12 protein-coding genes are annotated in these 13969 nt (G+C 68.1%); 8 read left to right on the top strand and 4 right to left on the bottom strand.

Going from position 1 to position 13969, the window contains the following annotated elements; genetic code table 11:
• Positions 1 to 532: 532 nt before the first annotated feature.
• From JTJ31_RS24005 to JTJ31_RS23995, 3 genes are all read right to left on the bottom strand, one after another.
• Entirely contained in the window at positions 533 to 700 is a 168-nt protein-coding gene (locus JTJ31_RS24005; RefSeq protein ID WP_207541271.1) for a hypothetical protein, read from the bottom strand.
• A gap of 240 nt (positions 701 to 940) precedes the next feature.
• Positions 941 to 1231, bottom strand: a complete 291-nt coding sequence (locus JTJ31_RS24000) for a hypothetical protein (RefSeq protein WP_207541270.1) — start codon at positions 1229 to 1231, stop codon at positions 941 to 943.
• A gap of 344 nt (positions 1232 to 1575) precedes the next feature.
• Positions 1576 to 2535 carry a LysR substrate-binding domain-containing protein gene (locus JTJ31_RS23995; protein WP_207541269.1) on the bottom strand — a complete coding sequence of 320 codons (960 nt, stop codon included), beginning with the start codon at positions 2533 to 2535 and terminating at the stop codon, positions 1576 to 1578.
• A 211-nt stretch (positions 2536 to 2746) separates the two neighbouring features.
• On the opposite strand from JTJ31_RS23995, the gene JTJ31_RS23990 reads away from it, so the two are divergent.
• The 8 genes from JTJ31_RS23990 to JTJ31_RS23955 all read left to right on the top strand — a co-directional run bounded on the left by JTJ31_RS23990 (position 2747) and on the right by JTJ31_RS23955 (position 13289).
• Positions 2747 to 3733 carry a Bug family tripartite tricarboxylate transporter substrate binding protein gene (locus JTJ31_RS23990; protein ID WP_207541268.1) on the top strand — a complete coding sequence of 329 codons (987 nt, stop codon included), beginning with the start codon at positions 2747 to 2749 and terminating at the stop codon, positions 3731 to 3733.
• Between the two features lie 38 nt (positions 3734 to 3771).
• Positions 3772 to 5844 carry a hydantoinase/oxoprolinase family protein gene (locus JTJ31_RS23985; RefSeq protein WP_207541267.1) on the top strand — a complete coding sequence of 691 codons (2073 nt, stop codon included), beginning with the start codon at positions 3772 to 3774 and terminating at the stop codon, positions 5842 to 5844.
• Positions 5845 to 5855: 11 nt separating this feature from the next.
• On the top strand, positions 5856 to 7490 hold the full coding sequence (locus JTJ31_RS23980) for a hydantoinase B/oxoprolinase family protein (protein ID WP_207541266.1): 1635 nt from the start codon (positions 5856 to 5858) through the stop codon (positions 7488 to 7490).
• A 68-nt stretch (positions 7491 to 7558) separates the two neighbouring features.
• Complete coding sequence (locus tag JTJ31_RS23975; RefSeq protein WP_207541265.1) at positions 7559 to 8533, top strand: Bug family tripartite tricarboxylate transporter substrate binding protein; 975 nt, start codon at positions 7559 to 7561, stop codon at positions 8531 to 8533.
• Between the two features lie 4 nt (positions 8534 to 8537).
• On the top strand, positions 8538 to 10166 hold the full coding sequence (locus JTJ31_RS23970) for a hydantoinase B/oxoprolinase family protein (RefSeq protein ID WP_207541264.1): 1629 nt from the start codon (positions 8538 to 8540) through the stop codon (positions 10164 to 10166).
• The gene (locus tag JTJ31_RS23965; RefSeq protein WP_207541263.1) at positions 10163 to 12283 is read left to right on the top strand and encodes a hydantoinase/oxoprolinase family protein; all 2121 of its coding nucleotides are present in this window, start codon (positions 10163 to 10165) and stop codon (positions 12281 to 12283) included. Before JTJ31_RS23970 ends, JTJ31_RS23965 begins: the two co-directional genes overlap by 4 nt.
• Complete coding sequence (locus JTJ31_RS25135) at positions 12283 to 12504, top strand: CoA transferase (RefSeq protein WP_268957144.1); 222 nt, start codon at positions 12283 to 12285, stop codon at positions 12502 to 12504. The genes JTJ31_RS23965 and JTJ31_RS25135 overlap by 1 nt, the downstream gene beginning before the upstream one ends.
• The gene (locus JTJ31_RS23955; RefSeq protein WP_207541262.1) at positions 12501 to 13289 is read left to right on the top strand and encodes an enoyl-CoA hydratase-related protein; all 789 of its coding nucleotides are present in this window, start codon (positions 12501 to 12503) and stop codon (positions 13287 to 13289) included. The genes JTJ31_RS25135 and JTJ31_RS23955 overlap by 4 nt, the downstream gene beginning before the upstream one ends.
• A 106-nt stretch (positions 13290 to 13395) precedes the next feature.
• Here the strand turns inward: JTJ31_RS23955 and JTJ31_RS23950 are convergent, their stop codons facing one another.
• Complete coding sequence (locus JTJ31_RS23950) at positions 13396 to 13608, bottom strand: hypothetical protein (RefSeq protein ID WP_207541261.1); 213 nt, start codon at positions 13606 to 13608, stop codon at positions 13396 to 13398.
• Between the last annotated feature and the right edge of the window lie 361 nt (positions 13609 to 13969).

Below are 13969 nucleotides of genomic sequence, written 5' to 3'. Positions count from 1 at the left end.
CAGCCCCCTCCGGTCATACCGAGACCGGTTTTCCGCCGTCCACATCCGCCATGCTCTCCGCGAATCTCTCCTGCACGAGCGAATCACAAGTGACTCAATCGATTCAACATGTTCGCGGACGGACACTCAGGCTTCCTCAGCAGCCCTTCCGGTTCGCTTTGGCGGCGAATTCCTCGAGCGTCATCTGCGGCCGTAGAGTTCCTTGGGTTGTCCAAGCTGGCCGTGTTCGGCTTCGTTGAGAGCAGCCACTTTCCTACCTGAAGGAGCTGTCAGGCACACGGCTCTCGCGAGGCCAAGTGCTCGCGTACGCCAAGCGGCGGGACTAACCCAGAAGAAGATCCTGGAGCAGCTGACCGCGATGTCCGTGGAACTCAGCTTCTGACGTTCATCGTGGATGCCGTGTGGCCGTCAACCGCGGGCGCGCAGCCCCCATGCAGCATCGCTGTTCTTAGGCTGGCCCGCATAGGGCATCGGAAGGACCGTTCACTCCATCGCCGGCGCCGCTCCGTCAGGATGCAATTGATGTCGGGGCCTATTCCCAGTGGGGCCCGAGGTTCAAACGGGCGGCAAGCTTGCCCAGCTGCTCGGCGGCTCGACGCAGGCCCTCGGCCAGGCTCTCCTCAGCAGCAGCTCCGCCGCTTACGTGGTCGAGCACTTCGTCCGTGAGGGCAAAGCCAGCATGATGGTCGGGAAGGATCATGGGGTGGTGCTCCGGCTCGAGATCAAGGTCGGCGATGACTTGCTTCAGTCGATGTAAGGGCTGGGGCCTTTGCGATCGCCGTGGCAAGGCCCAAAGGCGGGAGGTTCTGGGTCTTCTCGTAAAGACCGTTGAGGGACAGGGTGCCGCCAATCACCTCGTCGGGCGACTGGTCGGAGAGGGGAGAGTTGGTGGCGGGGTTGGGGCGCATGGTCGTATCCTTTTTCTGAAGGGCGCGCCGGTTCAGCAAGGCGCGCTGTTCGACCGGAGCCGGGCGAGGGTGGTGGCTGCCGCGCCGCCCGCCACGAGCGCAGCTGTCTCCGCCGCGGTGGCGGTGGCGACTTCCGCGGCGATGCCCACCACCACGGCGCCGGTGGCCAGGCCACCCGTCGCTACGATCAGGGCACCACCGGCGATGACGCCGAGCCCGAGGCCAACCGCTCCCATCACGCTCATGCCACCCGAGAGCGCGTCGAGCTGACCGTCCTCCAGGGCGAGGTCGGTGGTAACGCAGGAAATGGTGATGGAAGACATGGGACCTGCTCCTTGGCTTCGAGGGGTCTCCCCAATTCGGGGTGTGAAGCCAGATTATCGATTGCATCCCATCGCTGAAGACGATTATGTCTTCTTTCGCGATAGATATTACCTATCGCATATCCGGGAGGTTAGTCCGGGGCCACCCATTTAGGAGAGTTGGTAGATTGCGCGTTGGACTGCTTGGCGCGTTTCTCGATCGCATGGATGCTCGGCGCGGAGGATCCGCTCAGGGGAATCCCCAGAACTGCTAGGGGATGGGTCCCGGCGGCGGCCAGGGACCGGACTTTCTTGCGGCGGCTACGCAGTCACGCCCCGCTCTTGCAAGCCGCGATGGCAGTCGATCAGGTCTCCATGTGCAGAGCCGTCGAGCTTTCCCCGGGCGGCGCGTTGGTACGGCCCAAGATGTCAGCAGGCACCTCGTTCAACAGCCAGTCGCGGAAGGCGCGCAACACCGGCTGCGCTGCGGTGTCTTCTGGATAGGTCAGGCAGTACGCTTGGCCGTCATCGAGTGGCAGATCGAAGGGCACGACGAGCCGCCCCGAGGCTAGCTCGGGCTCCACCATGAAGCGCGGCATCAGAGCGACGCCAAGACCTGCAGCCGCCGCCTCCGCGACGATGGCGTGGTGCTGATATTGTGGCCCGCGCAGGCCGTCCACCCCGACCACGCCATGGGCCTGTAGCCAGTGCACCCAAGCGCGCGGCCTCGTCGTATGTTGCAGCAGCGTGTGGCGCGACAGATCTGCAGGCTCGCGCAGTGCGCCGCCTGCCTGCAGTCCCGGAGCGCAGACAGGCACACGCACGTCGGGCACGAGCGGATGGACGGCCACGCCCGGCCGCTCCACCGAGCCCATTTGGATCGCCGCATGTACCCCCTCCCCAGAGAAGTCGAGCGGCCAGGGCAGGGTGGTGTGGTTGCGCATGTTGACCACCACCAGCCGATGGAGCGCCTGGAAGCGTGGCATGCGCGCCATGAGCCAGCGCGCGCCGAAGGTCGGCGAAACAGCCAGGTTCAGCGTGCCGCCCGCGCCGCGATGTGCCAGCACCTCCTGCGTTGCGGTCTCGATGCGCGCCAGCGCCGCTCGCACCTCCGGACCATAGGTCGCTGCTGCCGCCGTCAACACTAAGCGCTGCCGCACGCGCTGAAACAGCCGGAGGCCAAGCTGTGCCTCGAGCGCGGCGAGCTGGCGACTGACCGCACTCTGCGTCAGCGAAAGTTCCTCCGCCGCGCGGGAGACGCTGAGGTGCCGGGCGCAAGCCTCGAATGCCTGCAGCAGGGCGGTCGGCGGGGTGTGGCGGCGCATGGACCGAATCCCGACAAGTTCATTCCATTCCGTCATGAAAGCATGACAGGATTTCAGTTGCGAGAGCGGCCTTTGCACGAAAGGCTGCACCAGGGGGAGCCGGCGTTCCAGGCACATCATGCAGCCTGGACATGATCCGCCCATCCAAGGCTGGACCACAACCGGCCAACCGGAGAGGCGCGTGCATCGCGGCGCAGTCCAGGAGGTGAGTATGACCGACGCCCATGATCTGCTGCCCCGCCGTGTCATGCTGGCCTCGGGCCTCGCCGTCGCCGCGCCCCTCCGGGCGCGCAGCGCCTGGACGCCAAGTCAGCCGGTGCGGCTGCTGATCGGCTTCCCGCCCGGCGGCGCCGTGGACATCCTGATCCGCATCGTCGGCGAAGGTATGCAGCGCGTGCGTGGAATTACTGCCGTCCCGGAGGTGCGCAGCGGTGCCTATGGTTTCATCGCGGCGCAGGCCGCTGCGCGTGCTGCGCCGGATGGCCACACCCTGGCCAGCGCCATCATGGGCACCATGTCGGTCGCACCGGTGATGCCGGGCGTGCCGGTGCCCCTTGACCTCGACCGCGAGCTGACTCCGGTCTCCAACCTCGCCGGCACGCCGATGGCGCTGGTGGCGCGGCCCGACGCCCCCTTCTCCGATATTGAGGGTCTGGCCTCCTATGCGCGGCAGCGCAATGGCACGGCGACCTACGCCTCGGGCGGCAATGGCTCGATCAATCATCTGGCCGGCGCTCTGATTGCCAGCGTCACCGGCGCGCGCATGGTGCACGTCCCTTATCGTGGGGGCGCGCCCGCCGTGCTGGACGTCTCGGCCGGTCGCGTGGATATCATGGTGGCGAACGTCGCTGAGGTCGCGGGACAGATCCGTGGCGGGCAGCTCAAGGGCATCGGCATCACCGCCGCGCAGCGCAGCGAGGTAGCGCCCGAACTCGCTCCGCTTGCGGCCCGCATCCCGCAGCTCGAGATCACGAACTGGTTCGGCCTGGCTGGACCCGCCGGTCTCCCTTCCGAGATCCGGGACGGCCTTGCCGGCATCTTCGATGCTGTGCTGCGCGACGAGCAAACGGTCCTCACGCTCCGCCAGCGCGGGCTTGAGCCGCTACCCGAGGCCGGTCCGGCCTTCGAGGCGCGCATCCGCCGCGACCGCGAGCGTTGGCGACTGGTGATCGAGGCCAATGCGATCCGCGGCGACTGACAGGTCCCGACCACGGCACAATCCGCGCAAGGAAGTTCATGACAGCGTCACTCTCCCTCGGTATCGACATTGGCGGCACCTTCACCGACCTCGTCCTGCTTGATCCCTCCGACGGGCGCGCGGTGATCTGGAAGGAAAGCACCACGCCAGACGAGCCGGCGCGCGGCGCGATGGTCGGCGTGGAGCGGCTGCTGGCGAAGGCTGGCGTCGCCGCCAGCCGCGTCGGTCGCGTGGTGCATGCGACAACGCTGTTCACCAATGCCCTGATCGAGCGGAAGGGCGCGCCGACCGGCCTCCTCACCACGGCCGGCTTCGCCGACGTGCTGGAGATCGCGCGGGAGCGGAAATACGAACTCTATGATTTGTTCCTGGAGATGCCACGGCCGCTGGTCCCCCGCCCCTGGCGGCGGGAAGCGCCAGAACGGCTCGGGCCGGACGGCACCGTGGAGAAGGCGCTCGACGTCGCCGCGACGCTGGAGGAGGTGGCAGGGCTTGTGGCCCAGGGCGTGACCAGCCTCGGGATCTGCTTCCTGCACGCCTATGCGAACCCGGTGCATGAGCGGCAGGCGGCTGAGGCAATCGCGCGGCGCTTTCCGCAGCTTTCGCTCTCGCTCTCCTCCGAGATTGCACCGGAGATCCGCGAGTACCCACGCACCGTCACCACGGTCGCCAACGCTTATGTCCGCCCTCTCGCCGAAACCTATCTCAAGCGGCTGGAGACCGAGCTGAAGCGCGTCGGTATTGGGGGCGAGCTGTTCCTGATGCTCTCCAGCGGTGGCCTCACCCATGTCGCCGAGGCGAAGCGCGCCCCCGTTCAGCTGCTGGAAAGCGGGCCTGCCGCCGGTGCGCTGGCCGGCGCCTGGTTCGGCCGGCACGCCGGGCTGGAGCGCGTGCTCGCCTTCGACATGGGCGGCACCACCGCTAAGCTCGCCTTGGTGGACGGGGGCGAGCCACTGGTCGCCTGGGGCTTCGAGGCAGCCCGCACCAAGCGCTTCCTGCGCGGCAGCGGCCTGCCGATCCAGATCGCGACCGTCGAGCTGATCGAGATCGGCGCCGGCGGCGGCTCCATCGCACGGCGCAGTGACCTCGGCACGCTGCATGTCGGCCCCGAGAGCGCCGGCGCACAGCCTGGGCCGGTCTCCTACGGCCGTGGTGGCACGGAGCCCACCGTCACGGACGCCGACCTCGCGCTTGGCTACCTGAACGGCGACTTCTTTCTCGGCGGCGCCATGCGCATCGACACCGCCACGGCGCGCGCGGCGCTGGCCCGGCTCGCCGACCGCATCGAGCTGGATCAGCCGCGCGCTGCCTTCGGCGTGCATGACGTGGTGAACGAGAACATGGCGGGCGCCGCCCGCGTCGCGATCGCCGAGCGCGGCCGCGTCCCGCAGGACTACGCGCTGCTCGCCACCGGCGGTGCCGCGCCCGTCCATGCCTGGCAGGTGGGAACCAAGCTTGGTATCGGCCGCGTGGTCTGTCCGCCGGGGGCCGGCGTGGGCAGCACTATCGGCATGCTGATGGCGCCCGCGCGCGTGGACCGCGTCGCCTCGTTCAACCAGGCGCTGGCCCACACGGACTGGGCCGAGGTCGAGCGAGTGCTCGCCGCACTACAGGCCGATGCGGAGCAAGTGGTGCGCGCCAGCGGGGCCGACCTCGCGCAGCGGCGTCTCCGCAAGCTGGCCGACATGCGCTACGTGGGGCAGGGATCTGAGATCACCGTCGCCCTGCCGGAGCCACTTTCGGCCGAGGGCGTGCTGGAGGCCTTCGAAACCGCCTATCGTCGCCTGTTCGGCCGCACGCCGCCGGGCGCGGCAGTGCAGTTTGTCGCCCTGCGATTGTCCGTGGCCGCCCCCATGCCCGGCGCGGGGTCGGCGCTGCGGCTGGAAACGCATGCTGCCGAGGCCGCCCTGAAGGGCCGCCGCCCCGTCTATTTCCCAGAGGAAGGCGGCACGCTCGAGACCCCGGTCTACGACCGCTACGCCCTGCCTGCCGGCGCGCAGCTGGATGGCCCTGCGGTGTTCGAGGAAAACGAGAGCACGTTCGTTGTCGGTCCCGGCGCTCGGATCAGCGTGCTGCGCGACCTCTCCATCCTGGCCGAGCGCACGGCCTGAGGATGCAAGCCATGCAATACACCCAACGCCGCTTCGATGCCGTCGAACTAGAACTGCTTTGGCGCCGCCTGATCTCGCTGGTGGACGAGGCCGCAGCGGCGCTGGTCCGAACCTCCTTCTCCACTCTGGTGCGGGAGAGCTACGACTTCTCGTGCGTCGTCACGGACGCGCAGGGCCAGTCGCTTGTGCAGGCGACGGAGAGCATCCCGAGCTTCATCGGCACGCTCCCGGAGACGGTGAAGCATTTCCTGCGCTTCTTTCCGGTCGAGGCGCTGCAGCCTGGGGACGTTCTGATCACCAATGATCTCTGGCTGGGCACTGGCCACCTTCCCGACATCACTGTCGCCAAGCCGATCTTCCGCAATGGAAGAGTCGTTGCCTTCAGCGCATCCACGGCGCATGCGCCCGACATTGGCGGCAAGATCCGCAGCCCGGAGCCGCGCGAGGTGTTTGAGGAAGGGCTGCAGATCCCGCCCATGAAGCTGATGCGCGGTGGCCAGCCGGACGACACGCTGGTCGCGATCATCCGCAAGAATGTGCGGACGCCTGAGCAGACCATGGGCGATCTCTGGGCTCAGGTCGTCGCCCTGGACCTCATGGAGGCGCGGCTGAAGGTCCTAATGGACCAGGCCGGCCTCGAGGACCTTTCGGACCTGGCACGCGAGGTGCAGGCGCGCTGCGAAAACGCGATGCGTGCCGCCATCGCCGCCCTTCCCGATGGCACCTACCACAGCGAGCTGCAGACCGACGGGCTGATGGACAAGCCGGTGACCATCCGCATGGCGCTGACCATTACGGGCGACCGGATCCATGTGGATTACGCCGGCACCGACCCGCAGGTGGACCGTGCGATCAATTGCGCGCTCTGCTACACCTACGCGATGACGATGTATGGGGTGAAGGTGTGCACCACACCCACCCTTCCGAATAACGAGGGTGCTTGGCGTCCGATCTCCATCGCCGCGCCGGAAGGCTGCATCGTCAATCCGGTCTTCCCGGCCTCCGGCGGTTCCCGCATGTTGATCGGGCACTACCTGCCGATGTTGGTCTTTGGCTGCCTTGGCCAAGTGGTGCCAGAGCGAGTGATGGCGGCCACCGGATCGCCCATGTGGGGAATGAACCAGTCGGGCGTGAACGCCGCCGGCAAGCCCTACGCTAATATGTTCTTCTTCAATGGCGGGATGGGCGGCAACGTGCGGGGCGATGGAATTTCCTGCCTCTCCTGGCCGTCCAACGTTTCCTCCACCGCGGTCGAGATCAGCGAGCACATCGCCCCCATCCGCATCCACCACAAACGGCTTCGCCCGGACAGCGGCGGTCCGGGGAAGCATCGTGGCGGGCTCGGGCAGGAGATATTGATCGAAAGCCGGTCGGAGACACCGATCGCCGTCTCCTTCCTTGCAGAGCGCACCATTTTCCCTGCCTTCGGGGTGGAGGGCGGCCGGAACGGCGCTCCCGGCATGCTGCGCATCAACGGCGAGATCGTGGACCCGAAGCGGCAATATGTGCTGCAGCGTGGGGAAACGGTGTTGCTCGCGACGCCAGGCGGTGGTGGCCATGGCGATCCGGCGGCGCGTGACCCGCATGCACTCGAGGCGGACCTCGCTTCCGGCCACGTGACCGATTCGACACCCTACGGAGAATAGCGGCACCGGCGACATGCCCTGCGGCGTATAGGGATGGGGCCGGGTCAAGATCAGGAAGGATGCCAAATATGCTGCGACGTAGCCTTGGAGTCCTGCCGCTCGCGGCGCTGGGCGTTCTGCCCCGCTCTGCGGGGGCGCAATCTGCGCCGTTCCCAAACCGGCCTGTGCGCATCGTGGTGCCTTTTGCCGCCGGCGGCACGGCGGATGTGCTGGCCCGCCTGGTGGGGGATCGGCTGTCGGCGAAGTGGAACCAGCAGGTGATCGTCGACAACCGTCCCGGGGCAGGGGGCAATATCGGCGCCGAGCAGGTCGCGCGTGCGCCCGGGGACGGCCACACCCTGCTCCTCGGCACCATCGGCATCCACGCCGCAAGCTCAATCTACTCCCGCCTGCCTTATAACCCTGACACCGACCTCGCGCCTGTGACCGTGCTGGCCGAGATGCCGAATGCGATCATTGTGCACCCCTCGGTGCCCGCCCGGACGCTGCGGGAGTTGATTGGACTAGCGCGACAGCAGCCCGGAGCGCTGACGTTCGGCTCGGCCGGCAGCGGCAGTTCCACGCACATGGCAGGCGAACTCTTCATGCAGGTGGCGGGCGTGCGCATGGTCCATGCGCCCTATCGCGGCAGCGCGGCCGCGCTCAACGACCTCGTGGCCGGAAGCATCCAGGTGATGTTCGAGAACGTGCCGACCGTACCGCCCTTGGCCCAAGCGGGCAGCGTGCGCGTGCTGGCTGTCACCTCCGCCGAGCCGGTCAGCGCGCTTCCCGATGCGCCGCCCGCGACGCAGGCCGGGCTGCCCGACTACGTGGCGACAGCCTGGATGACGCTGGCGGCGCCGTCCAGCGTCCCGGCGCCGCTGCTCCAGCGACTCAACGCCGACACCGTCGCCGTGCTGAACGAGCCCCCCATTCAGCAGCGGCTGGCGCAGCTTGGCGCCATCAAGCGCGGCCTTTCCGTGGACGAGAGCCGGCGCTTTTTCGCCGAAGAGACGCAAAAATGGACGCGCGTCATCCAGACCGCCGACATCCGGGTGAACTGAACCAATGCGAGATGCGCCTCGGACCTTTGATTCCGTCCTTCTTGAGCTGATCTGGACTCGCCTCATCTCCATCGTGGACGAGGCAGCGGCGGCGCTGGTGCGCACCTCCTTCTCCACGATCGTTCGGGAGAGCCACGACTTTGCCTGCGTGCTGACCGACGCGCGCGGCCATTCCCTGGTGCAGGCGACGGATGGCGTTCCCTCCTTCCTCTGCACGGTCCCGCGCACCATCGGTCATTTCCTGCAGGAGTTCCCGCCAGAGACGCTGGAGGAGGGCGACGTCCTCATCACCAACGACATCTGGCTGGGCACGGGCCATTTGCCGGACATCACGGTGGCCAAGCCGATCTTTCTCGATGGGCGGCTCTTGGGCTTCGCCGGATCCGTCGCGCATGCGCCGGATATTGGGGGACGCATCCGCACGGCTGAGTCGCGCGAGGTTTTTGAGGAGGGGCTGCAGATCCCGGTGATGAAGGTCGTGTGCGGGGGAGTGATGGACGACACCTTCCTGCGGTTCTTCCGCAAGAACACCCGCATGCCCGACCAGACGCTGGGCGACCTACAGGCGCAGTTCACGGCGTTAGACCTGATGGAGCGACGGCTGCGCGGAGTGCTGACCGAGCATGGGCTCGCCTCCTTGGAGGAACTGGCCGACGAGATCCACAGCCGCTCGGAGCGCGCCACCCGTGCTGCCATCCGTGCCGTGCCCGATGGGACCTACCATGCCGAGGTGCTGACGGACGGGCTGGAACAGCCGATCCGCCTGCAGCTCGCCCTGCGCAAGCAGGGCGACTCGATCCATGCCGACTATGCGGGCACGGACCCGCAGGTCCCGCGCGGCATTAATGTCTGCCTCGCCTACACCTTGGCCTACACCTCCTTCGCCGTGAAGGCGGCGTTGTGTCCCGAGGTGCCCAACAACGAGGGGGCCTTTCGCCCTATCAGCGTCTCTGCCCCGCTGGGCTGCATCCTCAACTCCACCCCTCCAGCCGCTGGGGCGAACCGCGCCCTGACCGGGCATTTCATCCCGCCGATGATCCTCCAGGCGCTCGCTTCCGCGCTCCCTGATCAGGTGATTGCCGGCACTGGCTCGCCCCTCTGGAGCTTGAACTTCGCGGGTACGCGGCCGGACGGCACACCCATCGCGAACCAGTTCTTCATGAATGGCGGCTACGGGGCCAGCGCGGGGCGCGACGGGCCAAACGTGCTTTCCTGGCCCTCCAATGTCTCTGCCGCCCCAGTCGAGATGATCGAGCAGGGATACCCGTTCCGCATCCGCCACCGCCGGTTGCGCAAGGGGACGGGTGGGGAGGGGCGCCATCGTGGCGGAACCGGGCAGGAATGGGCGTTCGAGAGCCGCTCCGCGACGCCCGTCGCCGTCACCTTCATGGCGGAGCGCACCAAGCCCGAGGCGGCCGCACCTGGCCTCGCGGGTGGGCGGCCTGGCACACCGGGCGCGGTGCTGATCGACGGCGTTCCGGTGGACCCCAAGCGGCAGCACATCCTGCAGCCCGGCAGCGTCGTGGAACTCCGCACGCCCGGCGGTGGCGGCCATGGCGATCCCGCACGGCGCGCGCCGGAGTGGGTCGCACGCGACCGCGAGGACGGTCTGCTCAAGGAGACCCAGCCATGAGCGCGAACCGCCACGCGCTGGCGATCGACATCGGCGGCACCTTTACGGACATCGTTGTCTATGACGCGCAGACCGGGCGCTTTGCCGCGCATAAGGAGCTGACGACGCCTTCCGATCCGGCACAGGGCGTCATCACCGGCATCGCCCGCCTCCTGTCGCGTGAGGGCGTGCAGGCCGCGACGGTCGGCCGGGTGGTGCACGCCACCACCCTGTTCACCAACGCGCTGATCGAGCGGCGCGGCGCCCACACCGGACTCATCGCCACCGAAGGCTTCCGGGATACGCTGGAGATCGGCCACGAGCGGAAATACGAACTCTACGACCTGCACCTGCCGCTGCCCCAGCCGCTGGTGCGCCGCGCCCACCGGCTGGAGGCGCGCGAGCGTCTGGCTCCCGACGGCACGGTGGAGACTCCGCTCGACGCGGGCAGCGTGCTGCGGGCCGCCGACGCCCTGGTGGCGCAGGGCGTGGAATCCGTCGCCATCTGCTTCCTCCACGCCTATGCCAACCCCTCGCACGAGCAGGAGGCGGTGAGGCTGATCGCCGCGCGGCACCCCCAATTGGTGCTGTCGCTCTCCTCCGAGGTGGCACCGCAGATCCGCGAGTTCGAACGCTCCTCCACCACGGTCGCCAACGCGTATGTCAAGCCGTTGGCGGAACGCTACCTGAACCGCCTTTCGCAGGACCTGACGTCGCTGGGCATCACGGCTCCGCTCTTCATGATGCTCAGCAATGGCGGGCTGACGCATGTGGAGGAGGCGAAGCGCGTGCCGGTGCAGCTGCTGGAGAGCGGCCCGGCGGCCGGCGCGCTCGCGGCCGCGTTCTTCGGCGCGCGTTCCGGCCAGAATGACCTACTGGCCTTCGATCTGGGCGGCACCACCGCCAAGCTGGCGCTGGTGCAGGATGGCGAACCGCATGTGGTGCATCGCTTTGAGGCCGGGCGCGAACGGCGCTTCACCGCGGGAAGCGGTCTGCCTTTGACCATCTCCACGGTCGAGCTGATCGAGATCGGTGCCGGCGGCGGCTCCATCGCCGCCCATGACGCGCTGGGGCTCCTGAAGGTCGGCCCGCGATCCGCGGGCTCGACGCCGGGCCCTGCCTGCTACGGCCGTGGCGGCACACACCCGACCGTGACGGACGCCAACCTTCTGCTGGGCTTTCTTGACGCGGACACCTTTGCCGGTGGGACGATGCGGCTGGACACCAGCGCGGCGGAAGCCACGGTGGGCGCCCTGGCGGCGGAGGCGGGGCTCGGCATGGCGCGTGCGTCGGAAGGGATCCACGCCGTGGTGAACGAGACCATGGCCGCTGCCGCCCGTGTCCACGTAGCCGAGCAGGGGCACGACCCTCGCGATTTCACCCTGCTGGTGACCGGGGGTGGCGGTCCGCTGCATGGCTGCGAGCTGGCACGGCGCCTGGGCATGACCCAGGTCATCTGCCCGCCTGGCGCGGGTGTCGCCTCCGCGCTGGGGCTGTTGCTGGCCCCGGCGCGGGTGGACCGCGCTGCCACCATCTCGCGGCCCCTCGCCGGGATGGACTGGTCGGCGCTGGAGGCCAGCTTCTCGGCGATGGAGCAGGAGGCGCGGAGCGTGATCGCGGCCACGCTGGGCGCCACCGCAGCGCTGGGCATGCGGCGGAGCGCTGATCTGCGCTTCGCCGGCCAGGGCTACGAGGTCGTGACGGAACTGCCCGCCGGCCCGTATGGCCCCCAGTCCGAGGGCGCGATCCGGACTGCCTTCGAGGCGGCTTATGAGCGCATCTTCTCGCGGCGGCCCGGTGTGGCGACGATCGAGATGATCAATATCCGCGTCTCCGTCACGGGCAGCGCCGCCGAGGGCGCGCTGGATCCGGAAGTCCCCGAAACCGCCCCCGGTGAGCCACGGACTGGCGCCCGCCGGGTGCGTTTCGGAAGCGCGGAGATGGAGGCGCCGGTCCTGGACCGGTCCCGCCTGCCGGCTGGTACCGAGGTGCTGGGCCCGGCAATCATCGAGGAGGCCATGTCCACCCTTCTGGTGCCCCCCGGTGCCCGCGCGGTGGTTGAAGCCTCGGGCAACATCGTCATCCACTTGCCTCAGGCCGCCACGCGGCAGGGCCAGCGACACCATGAGGTTGCGTGATGAGCCTTCCTTTGTCCCACATCCGCGTCCTGGACCTCACGCGCGTGCGCTCGGGACCCACATGCGTCCGTCAGCTTGCCGATTGGGGCGCTGATTGTATCAAGGTCGAGCCACCGCGCCGCCCGACGCCTGAGCGTGGCGAGCACACGGACGAGGTACTCGTGGAGTTCGGCTTCAGCCCCGGCGAGATTGCGGATCTGCGTCAGGAGAAGGCGTTGTGACCGCACTGCTGAGGCTGGAAAACGCCGACGGGGTCGCGCGTCTGACCTTCGACAACCCGCGCCGGCTGAACGCTATCAATGCCGAGATGTGGCAGGCCCTTCCCGGCCTGCTGGGACGCATCGCGGAGGACCCGGAGGTCCGCGTGCTGATCCTGGCCGGTGAGGGCGAGCGTGCCTTCTGCACCGGCAACGACGTGAGCGAGTTCGAAACCATCCGTGCCACACCAGAGGCTGCCGCGCGGTACAATGCTTGGCAGCATGACGTGGGCGAGCGGCTGCGCGGCCTGCAGAAGCCCGTGATCGCCGCCGTGCACGGACATTGCCTCGGCGCCGGGCTGGAGATGGCGCTGATGTCGGACTTCCGAGTCTGCTCGGCGCAGGCCAGCATGGGCATCCCCGCGGTGAAGCTCGGCTTGCCCTACCGTCTGGAGGACATCGAGACAGTGGCCGCCGTGATTGGTCCTGCGTGCGCACGGGAGATGGTGTTGCTCGGCCGGTCCTACTCGGGCGAGGCACTGCTGGCGATGGGGCTGGCGAATCGTGTACTGCCCGACCGCGCCTCGGCGATGTCGGAGGCGGAAGCGCTGGCGCGCGAGATGACCGAATTCGCACCGCTCTCGCTTGCGGCGGCGAAGGTTGGTTTCCAGGAGCTGCTGCGCCGCAGCGGCCCGCCTGACCGCTCACGCGCCCAGGCGGCTGCTGACCGCTGCTACGCCAGCGAAGATTATGCGGAAGGCCGCCGCGCGCGGGCCGAAAAGCGCCCTGCACGCTTTCGGGGACGCTGATATGTGTTGGGCAGGCGCGCCCGGCGCCGCCCATGTCCCATGCGCAGTCGGCACCGACACCAGGCAGCAGCCAAGCCCGACGATCCGCTACGCTGTGTGGACGAGGTCATGTCTCTATCGTGTGCTTGAGGTCGCTTTCGGCAGTGTCGCCGACTTGCCGCCCGACCCCTACGTTGGCCCGAGCCAGGATTCGCCCGATTTCACGCCGGCCCTGTAGCAGGCCGCGGCGCTTGTCCGGATCGACACCGCCTTGGGCGATGCGGGTTACGACGCCGAGCCCAACCACCGCCTCTGCCGCGACGATCTTGGCGTGCGGCAAACGGTCATCCGCCTAAACACCAGCCGCCGATGGCCGAAAACGCCCTACCGTCGCGCCATGCGCCGTCGTTTTCCGAAGGCCACTTACATTCAGCGATGTCATGCCGAGAGCGCCTTTAGCCAGCACAAACGCCGCCTCGGCTCAACACTCACCGCGCGGTGACCACGTACGGGCCTAATGGCCTCTAATGTCCAGAAATAATTTTGAATTCTCTGGTGACCGATGAGATTTTCGAGGGATACGACCACCGCCGCTGCCGCCGGGAGTGTCGTGTTTGCGGCATCATCCGCGCATCATCAGGCGCTGCTCTCTTTGCAAGAGCCGTGGGGGAGCCGCTACATTCCCCGCAGTGGACGGATCG

Origin of the sequence: Sabulicella rubraurantiaca (genome assembly GCF_017355885.1) — a bacterium.
GTDB lineage: Bacteria > Pseudomonadota > Alphaproteobacteria > Acetobacterales > Acetobacteraceae > Roseococcus > Roseococcus rubraurantiacus.
Note: the sequence above shows the minus strand (reverse complement) of the source record. Positions and strands in the feature narration are given on the sequence as shown.

Bases quoted from the DNA above. Each gene is read 5' to 3' on its own strand.
- JTJ31_RS24005 (WP_207541271.1), bottom strand. From the start codon at position 700: ATGATCCTTCCCGACCATCATGCTGGCTTTGCCCTCACGGACGAAGTG.
- JTJ31_RS24000 (WP_207541270.1), bottom strand. From the start codon at position 1,231: ATGTCTTCCATCACCATTTCCTGCGTTACCACCGACCTCGCCCTGGAG.
- JTJ31_RS23995 (WP_207541269.1), bottom strand. From the start codon at position 2,535: ATGCGCCGCCACACCCCGCCGACCGCCCTGCTGCAGGCATTCGAGGCT.
- JTJ31_RS23990 (WP_207541268.1), top strand. From the start codon at position 2,747: ATGACCGACGCCCATGATCTGCTGCCCCGCCGTGTCATGCTGGCCTCG.
- JTJ31_RS23985 (WP_207541267.1), top strand. From the start codon at position 3,772: ATGACAGCGTCACTCTCCCTCGGTATCGACATTGGCGGCACCTTCACC.
- JTJ31_RS23980 (WP_207541266.1), top strand. From the start codon at position 5,856: ATGCAATACACCCAACGCCGCTTCGATGCCGTCGAACTAGAACTGCTT.
- JTJ31_RS23975 (WP_207541265.1), top strand. From the start codon at position 7,559: ATGCTGCGACGTAGCCTTGGAGTCCTGCCGCTCGCGGCGCTGGGCGTT.
- JTJ31_RS23970 (WP_207541264.1), top strand. From the start codon at position 8,538: ATGCGAGATGCGCCTCGGACCTTTGATTCCGTCCTTCTTGAGCTGATC.
- JTJ31_RS23965 (WP_207541263.1), top strand. From the start codon at position 10,163: ATGAGCGCGAACCGCCACGCGCTGGCGATCGACATCGGCGGCACCTTT.
- JTJ31_RS25135 (WP_268957144.1), top strand. From the start codon at position 12,283: ATGAGCCTTCCTTTGTCCCACATCCGCGTCCTGGACCTCACGCGCGTG.